20 protein-coding genes and 1 pseudogene are annotated in these 19,702 nt (G+C 68.3%); 14 read left to right on the top strand and 7 right to left on the bottom strand.

Annotated elements, in window-relative coordinates; translation table 11 throughout:
- Positions 1–43: 43 nt before the first annotated feature.
- Positions 44–352, bottom strand: a complete 309-nt coding sequence (locus NWF22_RS06190) for an antibiotic biosynthesis monooxygenase family protein (RefSeq protein WP_160900136.1) — start codon at positions 350–352, stop codon at positions 44–46.
- Positions 353–416: 64 nt separating this feature from the next.
- Between NWF22_RS06190 and NWF22_RS06185 the strand changes: the two genes are divergently transcribed.
- Both NWF22_RS06185 and NWF22_RS06180 read left to right on the top strand, forming a co-directional pair.
- Entirely contained in the window at positions 417–800 is a 384-nt protein-coding gene (locus NWF22_RS06185) for a DUF427 domain-containing protein (protein WP_160900137.1), read from the top strand.
- A gap of 53 nt (positions 801–853) precedes the next feature.
- A complete protein-coding gene (locus tag NWF22_RS06180; RefSeq protein WP_160901333.1) occupies positions 854–1,681 on the top strand; it encodes an alpha/beta fold hydrolase in 828 nt (275 codons plus the stop codon).
- 6 nt (positions 1,682–1,687) lie between these two features.
- Here the strand turns inward: NWF22_RS06180 and NWF22_RS06175 are convergent, their stop codons facing one another.
- Complete coding sequence (locus NWF22_RS06175; RefSeq protein ID WP_160900138.1) at positions 1,688–2,584, bottom strand: iron-sulfur binding domain-containing protein; 897 nt, start codon at positions 2,582–2,584, stop codon at positions 1,688–1,690.
- Between NWF22_RS06175 and NWF22_RS06170 the strand changes: the two genes are divergently transcribed.
- Complete coding sequence (locus NWF22_RS06170; protein ID WP_160900139.1) at positions 2,583–3,227, top strand: carbonic anhydrase; 645 nt, start codon at positions 2,583–2,585, stop codon at positions 3,225–3,227. The genes NWF22_RS06175 and NWF22_RS06170 overlap by 2 nt on opposite strands.
- 115 nt (positions 3,228–3,342) lie before the next feature.
- On the top strand, positions 3,343–4,110 hold the full coding sequence (locus NWF22_RS06165) for a hypothetical protein (protein ID WP_160900140.1): 768 nt from the start codon (positions 3,343–3,345) through the stop codon (positions 4,108–4,110).
- 57 nt (positions 4,111–4,167) lie between these two features.
- Here the strand turns inward: NWF22_RS06165 and NWF22_RS06160 are convergent, their stop codons facing one another.
- A complete protein-coding gene (locus NWF22_RS06160) occupies positions 4,168–5,175 on the bottom strand; it encodes a LacI family DNA-binding transcriptional regulator (protein ID WP_160900141.1) in 1,008 nt (335 codons plus the stop codon).
- Between the two features lie 159 nt (positions 5,176–5,334).
- Between NWF22_RS06160 and NWF22_RS06155 the strand changes: the two genes are divergently transcribed.
- Positions 5,335–6,522, top strand: a complete 1,188-nt coding sequence (locus tag NWF22_RS06155; RefSeq protein ID WP_160900142.1) for an acyl-CoA dehydrogenase family protein — start codon at positions 5,335–5,337, stop codon at positions 6,520–6,522.
- The gene (locus NWF22_RS06150) at positions 6,519–7,715 is read left to right on the top strand and encodes a CaiB/BaiF CoA transferase family protein (RefSeq protein WP_160900143.1); all 1,197 of its coding nucleotides are present in this window, start codon (positions 6,519–6,521) and stop codon (positions 7,713–7,715) included. Before NWF22_RS06155 ends, NWF22_RS06150 begins: the two co-directional genes overlap by 4 nt.
- Positions 7,716–7,732: 17 nt before the next feature.
- On the opposite strand, the gene disA is transcribed toward NWF22_RS06150, so the two are convergent.
- A complete protein-coding gene (gene disA / locus NWF22_RS06145; RefSeq protein WP_160900144.1) occupies positions 7,733–8,815 on the bottom strand; it encodes a DNA integrity scanning diadenylate cyclase DisA in 1,083 nt (360 codons plus the stop codon).
- A gap of 88 nt (positions 8,816–8,903) precedes the next feature.
- Here disA and NWF22_RS06140 point away from each other — a divergent pair, with 88 nt between their 5' ends.
- Complete coding sequence (locus NWF22_RS06140; RefSeq protein WP_258321341.1) at positions 8,904–9,434, top strand: PaaI family thioesterase; 531 nt, start codon at positions 8,904–8,906, stop codon at positions 9,432–9,434.
- 12 nt (positions 9,435–9,446) lie between these two features.
- Here the strand turns inward: NWF22_RS06140 and radA are convergent, their stop codons facing one another.
- The gene (gene radA, locus NWF22_RS06135) at positions 9,447–10,823 is read right to left on the bottom strand and encodes a DNA repair protein RadA (RefSeq protein ID WP_160900146.1); all 1,377 of its coding nucleotides are present in this window, start codon (positions 10,821–10,823) and stop codon (positions 9,447–9,449) included.
- A gap of 150 nt (positions 10,824–10,973) precedes the next feature.
- A complete protein-coding gene (locus tag NWF22_RS06130; RefSeq protein WP_160900147.1) occupies positions 10,974–11,567 on the bottom strand; it encodes a copper chaperone PCu(A)C domain-containing protein in 594 nt (197 codons plus the stop codon).
- Between the two features lie 398 nt (positions 11,568–11,965).
- Here NWF22_RS06130 and NWF22_RS06125 point away from each other — a divergent pair, with 398 nt between their 5' ends.
- The 7 genes and pseudogenes from NWF22_RS06125 to NWF22_RS06095 all read left to right on the top strand — a co-directional run bounded on the left by NWF22_RS06125 (position 11,966) and on the right by NWF22_RS06095 (position 18,867).
- On the top strand, positions 11,966–12,454 hold the full coding sequence (locus NWF22_RS06125) for a CarD family transcriptional regulator (RefSeq protein ID WP_160900148.1): 489 nt from the start codon (positions 11,966–11,968) through the stop codon (positions 12,452–12,454).
- 108 nt (positions 12,455–12,562) lie between these two features.
- A pseudogene (gene ispD, locus NWF22_RS06120) lies at positions 12,563–13,237 on the top strand (2-C-methyl-D-erythritol 4-phosphate cytidylyltransferase); the annotation flags it as partial.
- A gap of 152 nt (positions 13,238–13,389) precedes the next feature.
- The gene (ispF, locus tag NWF22_RS06115) at positions 13,390–13,848 is read left to right on the top strand and encodes a 2-C-methyl-D-erythritol 2,4-cyclodiphosphate synthase (RefSeq protein WP_160900150.1); all 459 of its coding nucleotides are present in this window, start codon (positions 13,390–13,392) and stop codon (positions 13,846–13,848) included.
- Positions 13,849–13,901: 53 nt separating this feature from the next.
- A complete protein-coding gene (gene cysS, locus NWF22_RS06110) occupies positions 13,902–15,296 on the top strand; it encodes a cysteine--tRNA ligase (RefSeq protein WP_160900151.1) in 1,395 nt (464 codons plus the stop codon).
- Between the two features lies 1 nt (position 15,297).
- The gene (gene rlmB, locus NWF22_RS06105; protein WP_160900152.1) at positions 15,298–16,251 is read left to right on the top strand and encodes a 23S rRNA (guanosine(2251)-2'-O)-methyltransferase RlmB; all 954 of its coding nucleotides are present in this window, start codon (positions 15,298–15,300) and stop codon (positions 16,249–16,251) included.
- A gap of 188 nt (positions 16,252–16,439) precedes the next feature.
- A complete protein-coding gene (locus tag NWF22_RS06100; RefSeq protein ID WP_160900153.1) occupies positions 16,440–17,192 on the top strand; it encodes a 5-oxoprolinase subunit PxpA in 753 nt (250 codons plus the stop codon).
- A 124-nt stretch (positions 17,193–17,316) separates the two neighbouring features.
- Positions 17,317–18,867, top strand: coding sequence for a carboxylesterase/lipase family protein (locus NWF22_RS06095; protein ID WP_160900154.1), 1,551 nt, complete (start codon positions 17,317–17,319; stop codon positions 18,865–18,867).
- A gap of 5 nt (positions 18,868–18,872) precedes the next feature.
- Here NWF22_RS06095 and NWF22_RS06090 read toward each other — a convergent pair whose 3' ends face one another.
- A complete protein-coding gene (locus NWF22_RS06090; protein WP_160900155.1) occupies positions 18,873–19,679 on the bottom strand; it encodes an alpha/beta fold hydrolase in 807 nt (268 codons plus the stop codon).
- Positions 19,680–19,702 lie beyond the last annotated feature (23 nt).

Below are 19,702 nucleotides of genomic sequence, written 5' to 3'. Positions count from 1 at the left end.
GTCGGCCATCATCGGCGCTGCGACGAAGCGCTCACCGACACAGTCAGGTCGACGGTTTGGCGTCGAGTACGACCTCGAACTCGAGTAGGTCGGAGCCGCTGGCGACCGGTTTGGCCCGCTCTCCGGAATGTGCCTCGCGCGCGGGGCCCGACACCCACGCCTGGAAGTCCTCCTCGGTCTCCCAGTGCGTGACCACGAAGTAGCGGTCGTCGCCCTTGACCGGGCGCAGCAATTGGAATCCCAGGAAGCCCTGGGAACCGTCGACCGAATGGGCCCGATGGGCGAATCGCTTCTCGAGCTCGGGTCCGGCACCGTCGGGGACAGAGATGGCGTTGATCTTCACAACAGACATGGCCTCACCCTACTGGCATGCTGGAGGCCGAGACCGGCAGTTCGTATCGGAGGCGAGGTTCGAGATGGCACGGGAGCGATTGACGCCGGGGCCGGAACACCCCATCACGGTGGAGCCCGCGGGCGGACGGGTCGTGGTGCGCGCGGGTGACGTGGTGGTGGCCGACAGCGAGTCCGCGCAGATCCTTCGGGAAGCGAAATACCCGCCGGTGGTCTACCTCCCACTGGCGGATGTGAATTCGTCGATGCTGCGCGACAGTGCGTCGACCACGTACTGTCCGTTCAAGGGCGAGGCGAACTACTTCGACCTCGTCGTCGACGGCGGTGTGTCGGAGGACGCGGTCTGGGTGTACCGCGACCCCTATGATGCTGTCTCGACCATCGCCGGTCATGTCGCGTTCTACCCGGACCGGGTGCAGATGCAGACCGAGGTCGCTGCGGCCAGGTAGGTCGGCGCTGCCATACCCTGGAGTCCGTGACGACCGAGTACGTGGCGGAAACGATGAGCAGGTCGACCGAGGACTGTGCGGCGGTGGCCCGGGAGATCGGGCTGCGCGATCACGGCGGGCCGGTCGACGTCGACGGTCACACTGTTCGTGGCGTGGGTCCGATCGTGCTGTTGCACGGGCTGATGGGTCGCGGACGGACCTGGCGGCGCCAGATCCCGTGGTTGCGCCGGCACGGCCGGGTCTTCACCTTCGACGCGGCCTTCCACACCGGCGCCGACGTCTCGTCGCCCGATGACCCAGCCGAGCTGTCCACCGAGCGCTTCGTGGCCGACCTCGCCGAGATCCTCGTCTGGATCGATCAGGGCCCGGCCGTGCTCGTCGGCCATTCCATGGGCGGGCTGCATGCCTGGTGTACCGCGGCGGCCTACCCGGAGATGGTGTCGGCGTTGGTCATCGAGGATATGGCGCCCGACTTTCGCGGGCACACCACCCAGGCCTGGACACCGTGGTTCGAGTCCTGGCCCGAGCGCTTCGAGTCCGTCGAGGACGCCCAGCAGATGTTCGGTGAGGTCGCCGGGCGGTACTTCTTCGAGGCCTTCGACGACGGACGGCTCCACGGCAGCCTGCAGATGTGGACCGAGATCGCCGACGAATGGGGTCGTCGCGATTTCTGGTCGCAGTGGCGGTCGGTGGATGTGCCCGCCCTGCTCATCGAGGCCGGCAACTCGGTCACCCCGCCCGGGCAGATGCGCACCATGTGTTCGCTCCAGCAGCGGGCCGACCATCTGTGCGTGCCCGGTGCCGGACATCTCGTGCACGACGATGCGCCAGACGTCTACCGGGGTGCGGTGGAGGCGTTCCTGTCGGGGCTCCCGAGTTGAGGGCAGCTAAGGGGACTCTCCCGCAAGACAATACCGCCCGTCGTCGGTGAGCTCGACGAGTCCGTCGACGAGCAGGGAGTCGAGCGCGCGGTCGCGCTGCGCGGTGTCCGACGTCCACACCTGGTCGAGTCGCGGGCGTTCGACCGGATGGGTGGTGCCCCGCAGGACGTCGAGCAGCAATCCACGCACCTGGCGATCGGTGCCGGTGAACTTCTGCACCTTGCGCGGCGGGCCGGTGTGGGCGGGCCGTCCGAGTCGGACCCAGGTGCAGTCGGTGAGCGGGCAGTCGTCGCACCGGGGTTTGCGCGCCGTGCACACCAGTGCGCCGAGCTCCATCAACGCGGCGGAGAACCGGGGCGCCGAATCGCTCGGGGAGCCGTCGGCCGCGCGCGGGAGTAGCGCGTCGGCGTCGGCCAGATCGGCCCGCGCCGGGTTGCCCGGCTGCTCCCGCCCGTGCACCGCGCGCGCGATGACCCGCCGGACGTTGGTGTCCACCACCGGAACCGGCTGCCCGTAGGCGAAACAGGCGATCGCGCGAGCCGTGTAGTCGCCGATACCGGGCAACTGCAGCATCACGTGTACGTCGTCGGGGACCCGGTCGTCGTGATCGCGGGCCAGCACGGTGGCGCACTCGTGCAGTCGCAGGGCGCGACGCGGATAGCCGAGCTTGCCCCAGGCGCGGAGCACCTCGCCCGGGGACGCGGCAGCCATCGCCGACGGGACGGGCCAGCGCTGCACCCATTCCCGCCACGGTCCGACGACCCGTGAGACGGGAGTCTGCTGCAACATGATCTCGCTGATCAGGATCTGCCATCCCGACAATCCCGGCTCCCGCCACGGCAGGTCACGCTCGTGGAGGTCGAACCAGCCCAGCAGCGTGGGCGGTGGCACACTATTCGACATGAGCCAACTGACGCCCACCGAAGCCTGGAAGATCCTGCAAGAGGGGAACGATCGGTTCGTCGCCGGAGAGTCTCAACATCCCAAACAGGGTATCCAGGACCGTGCCCGCCTCACGTCGGGGCAGGACCCGCACGTCGTCTTGTTCGGATGCTCGGACTCGCGGCTGTCCGCGGAGATCATCTTCGATCAGGGGCTCGGCGACATGTTCGTGGTCCGCACCGCGGGCCAGGTCCTCGACTCGGCCGTCATCGGCTCGCTGGAGTTCGCCGCCGCCGTCCTGGAGGTGCCGCTGATCGCCGTGCTCGGCCACGACAGCTGCGGCGCGGTCAAGGCGACACTCAACGCGCTCGACAATCTCGAGATCCCCGGCGGATACATCCGCGACGTCGTCGAGAAGGTGAGCCCCAGCATCCTCGCCGGGCGTAGCGAAGGCCTGACCCGGGTCGATGAGTTCGAGGCGCGCCATGTGCTCGAGACCGGCAAACAGCTGATGGAGCGCAGCCGGATCATCGCCGAGCGGGTCGAGGACGGTCGCCTCGCGATCGTCGGGTTGACCTACGAACTCGGCGAGGGCCGTGCGCAGGTCCGCGGCGTGCTCGGTCAGCTCGACGGAGTCGAGACGGTCGGCGTGGTGCGTGGCTGAGGTCACCACCGGCAGCTGAACCCCAACTTTAGACTTTTCGCCGGTCAGACCCGGTTTGTGCGACACGCCGAGTTGGGTCGGACTGTCGTTTCTCGCCTCCCGTTAGCGTGGGGGCGTGATCGAACCGAGCGGCCCGCTACCACCCGAGATCTATTGGCGACGACGAGTCGTCGCGTTCGGTGGTGCCGTCCTCGTGATCGGTCTGGTCATCGGTTTGATCATCTGGGCCACCAGCAGCGGTGGCGACGAACCCAGCAACACCGCGGCCACATCGTCCGCACCGTCGTCGACGACCGCCTATGCGGCCGGGTCGTCGGAACCCTCGGAGAGTGCCGCGGTGGCCGGTGGTGGAACCGGCGGCGGCGTGGCCGGCGGCAACGTGGCCGCAGGGGACCCCAACGACGCCTCGGCGTCCGGAGATGTCCCGGCGCCCGGCGGCGAGTCACAGGCACCCGGCCCGGTCCCGGAGTCGGGGTTGTGCCCGGACGCCAACATCTCCGTGGTGCTCTACACCGACAAACCCACCTACTCCCAAGGTGACCAGCCGGTGTTCACCATCGTCACGACCAACGCCGGCCTCACCGAGTGCACTCGTGACGTCGGCAAGTCTGCCCAGAACGTGATCGTCCGCAACCTCGACGGCACCCGGACGCTGTGGTCGGCGCGCGACTGTTCGCCGCTGCAGACCCCGAACAACGTGAGCCTCAAGCCCTCCCAGCAAGTGCGCGACACCATCACCTGGTCGTTCACCACGAGCAGCCCCGGCTGTGACACGCCACGTGTGCCAGTCCCGGTCGGGGCCTACCAGGCCATCGGGAAGATCGGGGAGAAGGAGTCCGCGCCGATCACGTTCAACGTGGTCGCGCCCGCGCAGGAGCCGTGACCCCGGTTTTGTAGTACCAACCGTCGAAAAATCGCCTGTTCGTACTACAAAAACGGGCTAGGTGGTGGCTCGGGCGATGAGTTCGACCGGCAGGCGAATCGTTTCCGGTTCGCGGTCGGCGACCAGGTCGAGCAGGCGGCGAGTGGCAGTGGCGCCGATCTCGTGGGCGGGTGAACGCACCGTGGTGAGCGGGACCGGCAACTGAGCGACCACCGGGATGTCGTTGTAGCCGATCAGCGCGAGATCGTCGGGGATGCGCAAGCCGAGATCGCGGGCCACACCCATCACGCCGATGGCGATCGTGTCGGAGACCGCGAAGATCGCGCGGGGGCGGTCCGGGGTGTCGAGAAGACGACGACCGGCGGCGATCCCGCCGTCCACCTCGAACCCGGACGCGACGATCCGGCCCGGCGGCAACGGCACCGACGACGCCTGCAGGGCGGCGCGGAATCCCGCAGTGCGGTCCGATGCCGTCGTCGCGTGCGAAGGCCCCGCGATGACCGCGAGGTCGGTGTGGCCGCGGTCGAGCAGGTGGCGCGCGGCGAGATAGCCGCCGTGTCGGTCGTCGCCGCCGACGAACGGCAGTCTCGAGCCGGCATGTCGGGTGACCGCGAGCAGCGGGAGTCGACCCAGCTTCAGGGACTCGACGAATGGGTCGCCGGGGGTGTGCAGGCCGCTGATCATCAGCCCGTCGACCTGTCGACCGACCAGTAGTTCGACGGCCCGCTGTTGCGCTTCGAGGTCATCCGGCGGACTGGACAGCAGCACCGAGTACCCGGCCTTCGTCGCGGCCTCCTCGATGCCCTGATACGTCGTCGCGACCACGCCGTCGGTCAAGCGGGTCATCACCACACCCAGGGTGGTGGTCTTGCGGGTACGCAGGCTCGCCGCCCAGACGTTGCGCTGATAGCCGAGTTCGTCGGCCACCCGTCGCACCCGCTGGGCCGACTCCGACCAACCCACCACCGGTTCCGGCTGACGCAACACCCGCGACGCCGTCGAGACGTGCACACCGGCGCGCTCGGCGATCTCCTTGAGTGTCGGTGCCCGATCCGCTTCGGTCACGTGCTGGGCCTCCCCTCGACCGCGTTGACGAACCGCGAGTGTGACTCTACCCTAGGCGATGCAAACGTTCTCGCAAACGTTAGCGAGAACGTTCTTTCGCCACGTGAGCCCGCAGTAATGTGAAGACTGTTGCCGACGCTGCCACCGGAGGTAGATCTCATGTCCCGACCCCAGACCCTCGGCCAGCTGTTCGCGCTGGATTCGCTGCTCGAACCGGAGGAGATCGCCATCCGCGACACCGTCCGAAAATTCGGCGACGAACGACTCCGCCCGCACATCGCGGACTGGTTCGAGGAAGCGCACCTGCCGGCGCGCGATCTGGCGAAGGAACTGGGCGCGCTCGGCGCGTTGGGTATGCATCTCGACGGTTACGGCTGCCCGGGTATGAGCGCCACCGCCTACGGACTGGCGTGCCTCGAACTCGAGGCCGTCGACTCGGGCATCCGCAGCCTGGTGTCGGTGCAGGGTTCGCTCGCGATGTTCTCGATCCATCACTGGGGGAGCGAGGAACAGAAGCAGGAATGGCTGCCGCGGATGGCCGCCGGCGACGCGATCGGGTGCTTCGGGCTGACCGAACCCGACTTCGGCTCCAACCCGGCCGGCATGCGCACCAACGCCAAGCGCGACGGCCACGACTGGGTGCTCAACGGCACCAAGATGTGGATCACCAACGGGTCCATCGCCGACGTCGCGGTGGTGTGGGCGCAGACCGACCTCGACGACAGTCCGCGCGGCATACGCGGATTCGTCGTCCCGACCGACACTCCGGGCTTCTCCGCGCCCGAGATCACCAAAAAGCTCTCGCTGCGCGCATCGGTCACCTCGGAGCTGGTGCTCGAGGACGTGCGGCTACCGGCCTCGGCGATGCTGCCGAAGGCCGAAGGGCTCCGCGGACCGCTGACCTCGCTGGGCGAGGCGCGGTTCGGGATCATCTTCGGTGCGGTCGGCGCCGCGCGCGACTGCCTGGAGACGGCCATCGACTACGCACAGTCGCGTCATGTGTTCGACAAGCCGCTGGCGGGATATCAACTGACGCAGGCGAAGATCGCCGACATGGCGCTCGAGGTGGGCAAGGGGCATCTGCTGGCCTACCATCTCGGGCGGCTCAAGGACCGCGGCGAGATCACCCCCGAGCGTGTCAGCCTGGGCAAACTCAACAATGTCCGCGAGGCCATCGCCATCGCTCGCGAATGCCGAACCATCTTGGGCGCCAACGGCATAACCCTTGAGTACCCGGTCATCCGGCACGCCAACAATCTGGAGTCGGTGCTCACCTACGAGGGCACCTCCGAGGTGCATCAACTCACCATCGGCAAGGCACTGACCGGGGAGGGCGCATTCCGGTGAGCGCCGCGCTCGACGGTCTGGTCATCGCCGATTTCGGTCGGGTGCTGGCCGGGCCGTATGCGACGATGCTGCTCGCCGATCTCGGTGCCGAGGTGATCAAGGTCGAGCGGCCCGGTGTGGGCGACGACACCCGCGCCTGGGGGCCACCCTGGGTGGGCTCCGGTGATGATGTCGAGTCGTCGTACTTCCTGTCGGCGAACCGCAACAAGCAGTCCGTCGCACTGGATCTCACCGACGATGACGGACTCGACGCCGCCCGCCGACTGGTGGCGCGTGCCGATGTGGTGGTGGAGAACTTCCTGCCCGGCACCATGGATCGCCTCGGCCTCGGCTACGACGCGGTGCGTGAGATCAACCCCGACATCGTCTACTGCTCGGTCACCGGCTTCGGCGGTGGCAATCAGCTTCCCGGCTACGACCTGCTCATCCAGGCCGTCGGCGGCCTGATGAGCATCACCGGCCCCGACCCGGACACACCCACCAAGGTCGGTGTCGCGATGGTCGACGTGATCACCGGACTGCATGCGGCCGTTGGCATTCTGTCTGCGCTGCGGCATCGGGATCGCACCGGTGAGGGGCAGCGGGTCGAGGTCAACCTGCTGTCGTCGTTGCTGTCCGCGCTGGTGAATCAGACCTCGGCGTATGTGACCGCGGGCGTGGTGCCGCACGCGATGGGCAACCGGCATCCCAGCATCGCGCCCTATGAGGTGTTCGGTACGGCGGATCGGCCGCTGGTGCTCGCGGTCGGCAACGACCGACAGTTCGCTGCCCTCGTCGATGCGCTGGGCCGGCCGGAACTTGCTGCCGACGAACGGTTCTCGTTGAACCAGGCGCGGGTGGCGCATCGTGCGGAACTGGGGGAGATCCTCAACGGCGCGCTCGCCGCCGACACCGCCGACCGTTGGTTCGAACGACTCACGAAACGACGCGTGCCGTGCGGCCCGCTCAACGACATCGCCGACGCTCTCGCTCTGGCCGACCGTCTGGGTCTGTCACCCGTCGTCGAGATCGCGGATCCGCGCCGAGCCATGCCCCTCCGCACCGTCGCCAACCCGATCCGCCTGTCGGCCACCCCCGCCACCTACCGCACCGCGCCGCCCCGGTTGGGTGAGCACACCGTTCCGGCCGCAGCTGCAGGTTCCGGCCGCAGTTCCTGCTCCAAGCCGGAACCCGGGCCTGCGGCCAGAAGTTGAAGACCTCTCGGCCGCGACTACTCGTACCGTTCGATGCTGCTCTCGGCGAGACGGGAGAGTCCCTCGCGGATGTGGCGTGCCCAGATGCCGCCGATACCCTCGACCGCCTGCAGGTCGGCGGCACTCGTCGCGAGCAGCGCCTGCAGTGTGCCGAAACTGCGCACCAGCCGGTCGACGTGGGCGAACTGCAGACGCGAGATCCGCGCGAGCAGTCGATAGCCGCGCGGGCTCATCGCAGTGTCCTGCGCGTCGATCGTCGTCGGATATCCGAATGCGCCGGCCAGGAGCGTCAGATCGAGCAGGTCGGCGTCGGAGAGTTGCTCGACGGTCTCCAGGGTCTGCCGCACCTCCTCGGTGCTCGCCGGCTCGGGGCTGGCGAAGTAGTCGCGCACCAGGAGTTCGCGCATGGTGTCGTTGTCGCTGATCAGTTCCTCGAGCTGCAGGCTCACCTGGCGGCCGTTGACGCCGAGTTCGAGTACGTACTCCTCGATCTCGACCGACACCCGGCGCACCATCTCCATCCGCTGCGCGGTGGACATCGCGTCGCGCAACAATACGTAGTCCTCGATCTCGGCGCGGGACAGCTGTGCGATCACCTCGTCGAGCCGGGTCTTGTAGCGCTCTAGCGTCGCCAACGCGACGTTCGCGCGGGACAGGATGGGGTCGGGACTCTCGACGACCCGGCGCACGCCGCCCACGTAGACGCTGACGATCGACATCGATGCACTCACCGAGATCACCGGATGACCGGTCTGCACCGAGGTGCGTTCGGCGGCGCGGTGCCGGGTGCCGGATTCCTCGGTCGGGATCGACGGGTCGGGCACCAACTGGACGTTGGCCCGGACGATGCGTTTGCCGTCGGTGGACAACACCACCGCCCCGTCCATCTTGGCGAGCTCACGCAAGCGGGTCGGTGCGAACTCCACGTCGAGATGGAACCCGCCGTCGCAGATCCGTTCCACGTCGGAGTCATGGCCGATGACGATGAGCGCGCCGGTGCCGCCGCGCAGGATGCGCTCGAGGCCATCGCGCAATCCGGTGCCGGGTGCGACCCGCGCCAGGGTCTCCCGGGTGAGCTCGGATGTCGCGGTCTCCGCCATGTCGGCCTTCCTACGGCTCGGGTGGGTGCGCCCACCGCATGCAGGTGCGCTGCGACTAGGGTATCGGGACGTGAAGAGCAGTTTTGTGGTGCCTACCGACCTTGATCCCGTCCAACGCCATCCGAAGGCGGCGAAGGCCGGTGAGCGGATGCGGGCGCACAATCCGATGTGCTACGGGTGCGGCCAGGAGTCGGTCGAGGGATTGCGCCTGCAGATGTTCGCCGGCGAGGACTTCGAGGTGACCGCGGCCATGGATGTCCCGGCACGCTTCGAGGGTGGCCCCGGCGTCATCCACGGCGGTGTGCTGTCCACCGCATTCGACGACGTGATGGGCATGGTGCCGCTGCTGATCGGGCCAGCGGCGGTGACGGCGCATCTCGAGGTGGACTACCAACGGCCGATCCCGATCGGGTCGCGACTGCACTTCACCGCGACGCTGTTGGGTCGCCAGCGCCGCAAGGTCTACGCCGAAGCTGTCGCACATCTCGGCGATCCGGACCAACCTGTCGCGACCGCACACGCCATCCTCGTCACCATCAACGCCCGAGAACACTTCGCCGATCATCTGTCGAACAGCGCGATGGCCGACGAGTACAAGGCGCGGATGTCGCGCCCCTGAGGCGCGAAGCGCTCAGAACGGGGCGTCGACCACGTCGCGGCTCTTGGCCGCGACTGCCTGCGCGAGGTTGTCCACCCGGGTGATCCGGATGCCCGACGGCAGTTTCTCGTCGGTGCCGGCCGGGATGATCGCGTGTGCGAAGCCGAGCCGTTTCGCCTCGGCCACCCGACGTGCGACCGCCGACACCCGGCGCACCTCACCGGCCAGGCCCACCTCGCCGATCGCCACGGTGTTGTGCGGGATCGGTTGATTCTTGACGGCGGAACCGATGGCCAACGCGATCGCGAGATCGGTGGCCGGCTCGGTGACCCGCATGCCGCCGACCGTCGACACATAGACCTCTTGATCGTCCAACTTCACGCCGAGACGGCTCTGTAGGACCGCGATCAGCATCGCCACCCGCGCCGAGTCCACACCGGAGACCGCCCGCCTCGGCATGGCCATCGTCGATTTGTTGGTCAGCGCCTGGATCTCGCCGACGAGTGCCCGCTTGCCGTCCATCGTCACCATCGCCGTGGAGCCGCTGACGTCCACGTCTCGCTCGTGGCGGAAGATGCCGGACGGATCGGGGACCTCGTGCATGCCGTCGTCGCGTTGTTCGAAGCACCCCACTTCGTCGGCGGCGCCGAAACGGTTCTTGATGCCGCGCACCATCCGCAGCGTCGAATGGCGATCGCCCTCGAACGACAACACGACGTCGACGAGATGCTCGAGCGACCGCGGCCCCGCCACCGCCCCGTCCTTGGTGACGTGCCCGACCAGGATCACCGCGACGCCGCGGTTCTTGGCCATCGACACCAGTGCGGTGGTGACCGCCCGGATCTGGGTGACCCCGCCGGTGACGCCGTCGGTGCCGGTGGCCACGACGGTCTGCACCGAGTCCACGATCACCAGTGACGGATTGACCGCGTCGACGTGACCCAGGATCGTCGCGAGGTCGGTTTCGGCCGCGAGGAAAACGTTCTCGTGGACGGCGTCGGTGCGTTCGGCGCGCATGCGCACCTGTCCCGCGGATTCCTCGCCGGTCAGATACAGCGCGGTACGGCCGCCGCGCGCCCAGTGTTTGACGCTCTCGAGCAACAGGGTGGATTTGCCGACGCCGGGTTCGCCGGCCAGCAGGATCACCGAGCCGGGCACCACTCCGCGGCCCAATACCCGGTCGAGTTCCCCGATCCCGGTGGCGATGGCGGCCGAGGAATGGGCGTCGATCTCGGTGAGCGGGCGCGCCGGACTCGTCGGCGCCACCCCACCGCCGCCGGTGGCACGTGTGGGCATCGACGCGACCTCGTCGACGGTGCCCCACGCCCCGCAGTCCGGGCACCGGCCGACCCACTTGGCGACCGTGTGTCCGCAGGCGCTGCACCGGAACGTCGACCTCGCTTTTGCCACGCGCTCACCCTAGTCGCGTCGTCCGACGGCGCAGTCGTGACGAACCGGTGTCATCGACCCGGCGCACAAAAAACCTCACCTGTCGCCGGGGACCCTCCGCGTGGAAGGGGTCTGCGACGACAGGTGAGGTCTGTGAGTACGGCGCTCGGCTCAGTGCTCTTCGCCGACGTGCTGATCGGCGGGTGGCTCGGCCTGTCGGATCTTGTCCTGGCGCACCATGTAGGTGCCGGCATCGACCGGGGTGTCGACGGTGATCTCGCCGGACTTCTCGAAACGGAACGTGAGCGGTGTGGTGAGGCCCGGGGCGACGCTGTCGCCGGCGCCGTCGAGGGTGACCGACAGGCGTTCTTCCTCATCGGTGGCCTCGACGCCCTCGGGTTCGAGCAGTCCCACCGGCTTGCCGGCGCGCAGCGCCTGACCTGCCGGGATCGACTGATCGCCGCCGGTGATGGTCACCGAGCCGCCCTTCGGCGCGTCGATGCCGACGAGGCGATCGTTCTCCAGCGTATCGATGTTGCTGATGACGAATGCGACCTCGAAGGGCCCGCCGTTGCCGAACACCTCGTCGGCCTTCTCCGTCGGATAGATGATCTGTACGTCGCGCAGTTGCAGCGAGCCCAGCGTTGCCGTGTTGCCGTTGACGGCCGGCTCCATGCTGTTGGTCTGCGAGATCTGGCCGGCGCCGCAGGCGGTGGTGCCCAGCGCCAGGGCGATGCCGAATGCGGCGACCGCGGTGGCCTTCACCGCTCGCGCACCGAGTGTGCGTCCAGCGACAGTTCGCTCACTCTGAGTGTGCGCAGCCGAACGTCGAGCGGTTTTCCGAAGCACTGACACCCGTTCCTCCCAGGTTCAAAGAAGGCCGACACGCCACCCGGCGCGAACCCTGCACTACGCAGCGTAGTGGGCGCCGGGGAGAAAAGTCCGATCGGGTGCCGGATTGGTCTGCCCGAGCAGCGACGTACCCGGTTGTGCACAGGGTCCGAGGAAGGGTTCGTGGGGCCGATCACGGCGTGGTTTGTGCAGGTCCGTAGGCTCTCCCGAGGGCTGCGCGGGTGCCTGTTCAGGGCGTTGACCTGCACCGTTGGGTGTGCCCTCTCGGACGCCCGTGCTAGACTGGCTGTACTCGAAAGGGGCATGGAACATTGAACTTCAAAGTTGGCGACACCGTTGTCTACCCCCATCACGGTGCTGCTCGAGTCGAAGACATCGTGACTCGGACCATCAAGGGTGAACAGATCGAATACCTTGTTCTCAAAGTCGCCGATGGTGACATGACCGTCCAGATCCCCTCGACGAAGCTCGAATACGTCGGTGTGCGCGATGTGGTCGGTGAAGAGGGTCTCGACCAGGTTTTCCAGGTGCTTCGCGCCCCGCATACGGAGGAGCCCACCAACTGGGCCCGCCGCTTCAAGGCGAATCAGGAGAAGCTCATCTCCGGCGACATCATCAAGGTCGCCGAGATCGTGCGTGACCTGTGGCGCCGTGAGCAGGACCGTGGACTGTCGGCCGGTGAGAAGCGCATGCTGACCCGCGCCCGTCGTGTGCTGGTCGATGAGCTGTCGCTCGCGCAGAACACCGACGACGCGAAGGCCACGAGCATCCTCGACGAGGTCCTGGCCGCGGCGTCCTGAGTCGCGTAGGTGGCTGACTTCTCGGCCGACGCGGTTCGTCCCCCCGCTTTTCCTTCCTCCCCCCGTTATCGGCGGGGGAGGAATGAAAACGAGGCGGATGAACCACACTTGCGTGTCGCCGTCGTCATCCCGGCCGCCGGGTCGGGTACCCGCCTCGGTGAGTCGGTGCCCAAGGCGTTCGTCTCCCTCGGTGACCGGACGATTCTCGAGGTCTGCGTCGCGGGCGTTCTCGCCGCGCACATCGCCGACACCGTCGTCGTGGTGGTACCGACAGAGCTGATCGACACCGCGCAGCAACTCGTGCCCGAGGCGATCGTGGTCGCCGGTGGTGCGCACCGCTCCGACTCCGTCCGGGCCGGTCTGGCGGCGGCCGGTGCGGCCGACATCGTGCTCGTCCACGACGCCGCACGTCCCCTCACCCCGCCCGGGGTGTTCGACCGGGTCGTCGCAGCCGTGCGTGCGGGTCATCCGGCGGTGGTGCCCGGACTGCCCGTCGCCGACACCCTCAAACAGATCGACCCGCATCCGGTCGACGGTGCCGAACGCGTCGTCGCGACCGTGGATCGCGATCTGCTGCGCGCCGTGCAGACCCCGCAGGGCTTCACCCGCGAGGCGCTGCAGCGTGCCCACGCCGACGATTCCGGGCTGGCCACCGACGACGCCGGCCTCGCCGAACGCTGCGGCATCCCCGTGTACATCGTGGCGGGTGACCCCCTGGCATTGAAGATCACCACACCGTGGGATCTGCGGATCGCGCGCGACGTCGTCGCGGAGGGCGCATCTTCCGCTGGTCGAGTGGGCGAGGAGCCGTATCTTTCTGCTGGTCGAGTAGGTGACGAGCGTAGCGAGGAACCGTATCTTTCTGCTGGTCGAGTAGGTGACGCGCGTAGCGAGGAACCGTATCGAGACCCCCCGCCCCAGCATCGGAGAACCCCATGAGAGTCGGCATCGGAACCGACGCCCACCAGGTCGACGCCGACTCGCCGTGCTGGATGGTCGGCCTGCATTTCCCCGACGAGCCCGGATGCGCCGGACATTCCGACGGTGACGTCGGCGCCCACGCACTCTGCGACGCGGTGCTCTCGGCGGCCGGCCTCGGTGACGTCGGATCGGTGTTCGGCACCGGGCGACCCGAATGGGCCGGCGTGTCCGGGGTCGCGATGCTCCAGCACGTGCGGACCCTGATCGCCGCCGAGGGGCTCGGCGTGGTGAACGCGGCGGTCCAGGTGATCGGCAACCGACCCAAGATCGGTCCGCGCCGTGACGAGGCGCAGCGCGTGCTTGGTGCGGCGCTCGGTGCGCCGGTGTCGGTGTCGGCGACCACCACCGACGGGCTGGGGATGACCGGCCGCGGGGAAGGTGTGGCGGCGGTCGCGACCGCGTTGCTGGACTGACCCGATGCCGGGGCAGCCCGAACGGGGAATCTGACCAGGTAGACTCGCACGTCGTGACCTTGCGCCTATATGACACCGCAACCCGAGAGGTGCGCGACTTCGTGCCGCTGCGCCCCGGCCACGCCTCGGTGTACCTGTGTGGCGCCACCGTCCAGGGCATTCCGCACATCGGGCACGTGCGCAGCGGCATCGCGTTCGACGTACTCCGCCGCTGGCTCGAACACCAGGGCCTCGATGTCCTGTTCGTCCGAAACGTCACCGACATCGACGACAAGATCCTGCGCAAGGCCGACGATGCCGGGCGGCCGTGGTGGGAGTGGGCGGCCACTCACGAGCGGGCCTTCGACTCCGCCTACGACGCACTCGGCGTGCTGCCGCCCTCCGGTGAGCCGCGCGCGACCGGCTTCGTCACGCAGATGGTCGAGTACATGGAGCGGCTCGTCGAACGTGGGCACGCCTACGCCGCCGACGGCAACGTGTACTTCGACGTGCAGAGCCTGCCCGATTACGGCGCGCTGTCCGGCCACCGGCTCGACGACGTGCATCAGGGCGAGAGTGCGGGCACCGGCAAACGCGACCCGCGCGATTTCACTCTGTGGAAGGCCGCCAAACCCGACGAGCCGTCGTGGCCCACCCCGTGGGGGCGCGGCCGGCCGGGATGGCATCTCGAATGCTCGGCGATGGCGACTTCGCTGCTCGGCGCCGAATTCGACATCCACTGCGGTGGAATGGATCTCATCTTTCCGCACCACGAGAACGAGATCGCGCAGGCGCACGGCGCGGGCGACCCGTTCGCACGCTACTGGCTGCACAACGGGTGGGTCACCATGGGCGGCGAGAAGATGAGCAAGTCGCTGGGCAACGTGGTGGCGATTCCCGCGATGCTCGAGCGCGTGCGGGCCGTCGAACTCCGCTACTACCTGGGCAGCGCCCACTACCGTTCGATGCTGGAGTACTCCGAGGGGGCGCTGACCGAGGCCGCCGCCGGCTATCGGCGGGTCGAGTCGTTCATCAACCGGGTGTCCTCGCGTATCGGAACTGTCGAACTCGGCGATGTGCCGGACGAGTTCGGTGCCGCGCTCGACGATGATCTCGGTGTTCCGGCGGCGCTGGCCACCGTCCACAACGTGGTGCGCCAGGGCAACACCGCACTCGAATCGGGCGACGGCGCAGGTGCCTTGGCGGCCGCGACGTCGGTGCGGGCCATGATGGGTATCCTCGGTGTCGATCCGCTCGACCCGCACTGGATCGACGAGCAGGCCGACGAATCCGCGGCCACCACGGCCCTCGATGTGCTGGTGCGAGCCGAACTGCAGCGGCGTGCACAGGCGCGCGCCGACAAGGACTGGGCCACCGCCGACGCGGTCCGGGACCGGCTGGCCGAGGCCGGCATCGAGGTCACCGACACGCCGGACGGGGCGCAATGGTCGCTGAAGGGAACCTCCTGAGATGGCCGGAAACTCGAAACGCAAAGGTGCCGTTCGCAAGTCAGGCACCAAGAAGGGGCAGACCGTCGGCTCCGGCGGGCAACGTCGGCGCGGACTCGAGGGCCGCGGCGCCACACCGAAGGCCGTCGACCGCCCGTATCACCCCGCGCACAAACGGGCCAAGGCCGCATCGAAATCCACCACCGGACGTCCCCGTGCCAACCGCAAGGACGATGGGCCCGAGTATGTGTTGGGCCGCAACCCCGTCCTGGAATGTCTGCGGGCCGGTGTCCCGGCGACCGCACTGTATCTGGCGACCAATTCCGATCCAGATGATCGCGTGGCGGAGGCGGTCAAGATCGCCGGCGACAACGCGGTCACCATCCTGGAGGTCGGCAAACCCGAACTCGACCGGATGTCGTCGAACGGGATGCATCAGGGGATCGCGCTGCAGGTGCCCGAATACAGCTACGCCCACCCGAATGACCTGATGCGCGACGCGATCGACAGCGGCACCCCGCCGTTGCTGGTGGCGCTGGACAACATCACCGACCCCCGCAACCTGGGTGCGGTGATCCGGTCGGTGGCCGCGTTCGGCGGGCACGGCGTGGTGATCCCGCAGCGCCGCAGCGCCAGTGTCACCGCCGTCGCGTGGCGCACCAGCGCGGGTGCGGCCGCACGGCTGCCGGTTGCGCAGGCGCCCAATCTGACTCGCACACTGAAGGATTGGGCGGCGACTGGTGCGCAGCTCGTCGGGCTGGACACCGAGGGCGATGTGACCCTTGACGACTACGACGGCACCGGACCCACGGTCATCGTGGTCGGCTCCGAGGGTAAGGGGTTGTCGCGGTTGGTGCGGGAGAACTGCGACTCGATCCTGTCCATCCCGATGGCCGGCGACGTCGAGAGCCTGAACGCCTCGGTGGCGGCCGGTGTGGTGCTCGCCGAATTCGCCCGCCAGCGTCGTCAGGCCTGACCGCGCCGACAGAACCCCGACTCTCGCCGACAGAACCCCGAATCTCGCCGACAGAACCCCGAATCTCGCCGACAGAACCCCAAATCTCGCCGAGAGAACCCGGTTTTGACGGTGGAACCCCTGATCTGGCCGACACAAGCCGGTTGCCGCCTGGCGTCAGTGGTTCAGGTCGTCACTAGACTGAACTCATGACGCGGTCCGAGATCATCGTCGACCTGAACGCCGACCTCGGTGAGGGTGTCGGCGACGACGAGGCGATGATCGGCGTGGTGACCAGCGCGAACGTCGCCTGTGGTTTCCACGCCGGCGATCCGCACGAACTGCTCGCGACGTGCCGCGCGGCCGTCGCGGCCGGCGTGCGCATCGGCGCCCAGGTCTCCTATCCCGACCGCGAAGGGTTCGGCCGGCGGTTCATGGACATCGAACCGACACGGCTGACCGCCGACATCATCTATCAGATCGGTGCACTGCAGGCGATCGCACGATCTGTCGGTGCCGACGTCGAGTACGTGAAACCGCATGGCGCGTTGTACAACTCGATCGTCGCCCACGAACGCCAGGCCGATGCGGTGATCGATGCGATCGTCGAACTCGGTACCGAGTTGCCGCTGATGGGGCTGCCCGGATCGCTCTCCTTGCGTCGTGCGGAGCGCAGAGGTATCCGGGTCATCGCGGAGGCCTTCGCCGATCGCGGCTACCGGCCGGACGGCACATTGGTGCCCCGATCGGAGCGGGGTGCGGTGCTGACGGACACCGAGGAGATCGCACGGCGGGTGGTGGCGATGGTCGAACGCCACGAGATCCGGGCCGTCGACGGAACGGTGATGCGCATGGAGGCCGAGTCGGTGTGTCTGCACGGCGACACCCCGGGAGCCGTCGAGCATGCCCGGGCGGTCCGTAGTGCATTGGCCGCTGCGGGTATCGGCTTGGCGGCGCGCTGAGGGTTCTGTCGGCGAGATTCCGGGTTCTGTCGGCGCGATTTCGGGTTCTGTCGGCGGGTGGCGGGCAAGCGCGGAGTGACGGGGGTCACGATGACGCGGGAGCGCCTGCACTATCTTGGGGTCTATGACAGCGATCGATAGCAGGGTTACCACCGCCGATGGCATCGTCGAGGGGGCTCGGGGCAAGCGCACACGGCACGGCACCATCAGCTGGAAGGGCATCCCCTTCGCCGCGCCGCCGGTGGCCGGCCTGCGATTCCGGGACCCGCAGCCGGTGCATCCGTGGCCGGGGGTGCGCGACTGCACCCGCTTCGGCAAGGCGGCGATCCAGGAGAAGATGTACACCGCGGTCGGTCCCGGCCGGTATCAGCCGATGGGCGAGGACTGTCTGACCCTGAACGTGTTCGCCCCCGACCTGCCGTCGGAGCGACCACGCCCGGTGATGGTCTTCATCCACGGCGGCGCCTACATCCTCGGTACGGCGGCCACCCCGCTCTACGAGGGTTCGCTGCTCGCGCGTGCCGAGGACGTGATCGTGGTGACCGTGCAGTACCGGTTCGGGCCGTTCGGCTACCTCGATCTCAATGCGTACAGCACCGACGAGCGGCGGTTCGACTCGAATCTCGGCCTCAAAGACCAGGTCGCGGCCCTGCAGTGGGTGCAGCGCAACATCGCGGCCTTCGGCGGTGACCCCGACAATGTGACGATCTTCGGCGAGAGCGCCGGAGCGTCCGCGGTGTTGTCGCTGATGTGCGCGCCGGCCGCGAAGGGGCTGTTCGCGCGGGCGATCTCGCAGAGCCCCGCGCCCGACCTGGCCCTCGACGCCGACTCCGCCCGCATCTACGCCGACGAGTTCCTGCGGATTCTGCGTGACCCCACCCGGCGTGCCACCACGGTCGACGATGACGTCGACCCGATCGCCCCGGACGAGGTACAGGCCTTGTTGTCGCGGGCCTCGGCGCGCGACATCCTGCGGGCCGGGGACCGACTGATGAAGTTCGCGCAGGTGGCCGGGTTGCACCATCCGATCCCGTTCGGCCCGGTGGTCGACGGTGACTATCTGACCGAACTCCCGTTGGAGGCGGCCGCGTCCGGCACGACCCATCCGGTGCCGCTGATCATCGGGAGCAACCGCGATGAAGGCCTGCTGTTCCGGAAGCTGTGGGATGTGCTGCCCGACGCCGAGAAGGCTCTGGTGAAAGTCGGCGACGACCAGGCACGCGAGGAGATCGCCGCGCTCTACGACGGCGGGGATCGCGACCTCATCCGGTTGGCTGCGGATTCGGTGTTCTGGGCGCCGATGCTGGCGTTCGCGGAGGGGCACGCCGCAGTGGCGCCCACATACGTGTACCGCTACGACTTCCAGAGCCGGGTGCTTGCGGCCACCGGCATGGGCGCCACCCATGCGATGGAACTGTTCGCGGTGTTCGGCGCCTTCCGGTCGGCGATCGGCGCGGGCTTCGCGGTGGGGGACTGGCGCTCGACGGCCCGGATCATCCGGTCGGTGCAAGCCCGCTGGGGTGCGTTCGCGACGGCCGGGGTGCCCGGGTTGGGCTGGCCCGCCTACGATCCGGCCTCCCGCAAGGTCCTCATCATCGACAATCCCGATCGGGTGGAAGCCGATCCTGACGGTGCGCGCCGCCTCGCCTGGCGCAAGGTGCACGTCCCGGCCTGAGTGGCTCAGCGGTAGGGCACCCAGTGGGCGGGCGGCTCGGCCGCCAGGTACGAGATCACCAGCGGGTTGAACAGCTCCGGCGCCTCGACCGGCAGGATGTGGGTGCCCGGCAGCACGGCCAGCCGGCCGTTGGGCAGTGCGCGGACCATCTCGAGCACATGGTCGAGGCGGGCCACGCCATGGTCGGGTGCCACCACCAGCGTGGGCGCGGTGACACCGGCCAGCACCGCCAGGTCGAGGTCGGGTTCGCGTTCCAGCATGGCCAGGGTCTTGTCGTAGACGACGCCGAAGTGCTCCGGGCCGTCCGGGGTCACCGCGACGTAGCCGTCCCGCAGGAACTCCACCGTCGCGGGATGGCGGTTGCGGATCAGGTCCAGGAACTCGGCCGCGTCCTGCCCGGCCTGATTGACGTAGGTCGACGTCGCCACCAGTCTGTTCACCAGATCCGGACGACGCTGCGCGATGAGCAGGGCGATCACGGCGCCGTCGCTCCAGCCGACCAGATGCGCCGGGGTGCCCACCACGCCCTCGAGGTAGGCGATGGTCTCGGTGACCATGTCATCGAGGGTGAACGGCCCGGCATGGTCCGGTGAGTGTCCGTGACCGCTGCGTTCCGGCGCGAAGAGGGACATACCCGCGTGCGCGAAATCGGCGAACTGCGTACCCCAGGAGGACGCCGACCCGAACGCGCCGTGGAGCAGCACGACCGGCGGGCCGGACGGATCGCCGCCACAGAAATGCCAGATCCGCCGTCCGCCGACGTCGATGTAGACGCCGCCGTCGACCCGCTCACCGATGGTCACGCTCGACACCACGTCATCGTTTCAGAATCCGC

It is taken from the genome of Gordonia mangrovi (assembly GCF_024734075.1).
Classification (GTDB): domain Bacteria; phylum Actinomycetota; class Actinomycetes; order Mycobacteriales; family Mycobacteriaceae; genus Gordonia; species Gordonia mangrovi.
Note: the sequence above shows the minus strand (reverse complement) of the source record. Positions and strands in the feature narration are given on the sequence as shown.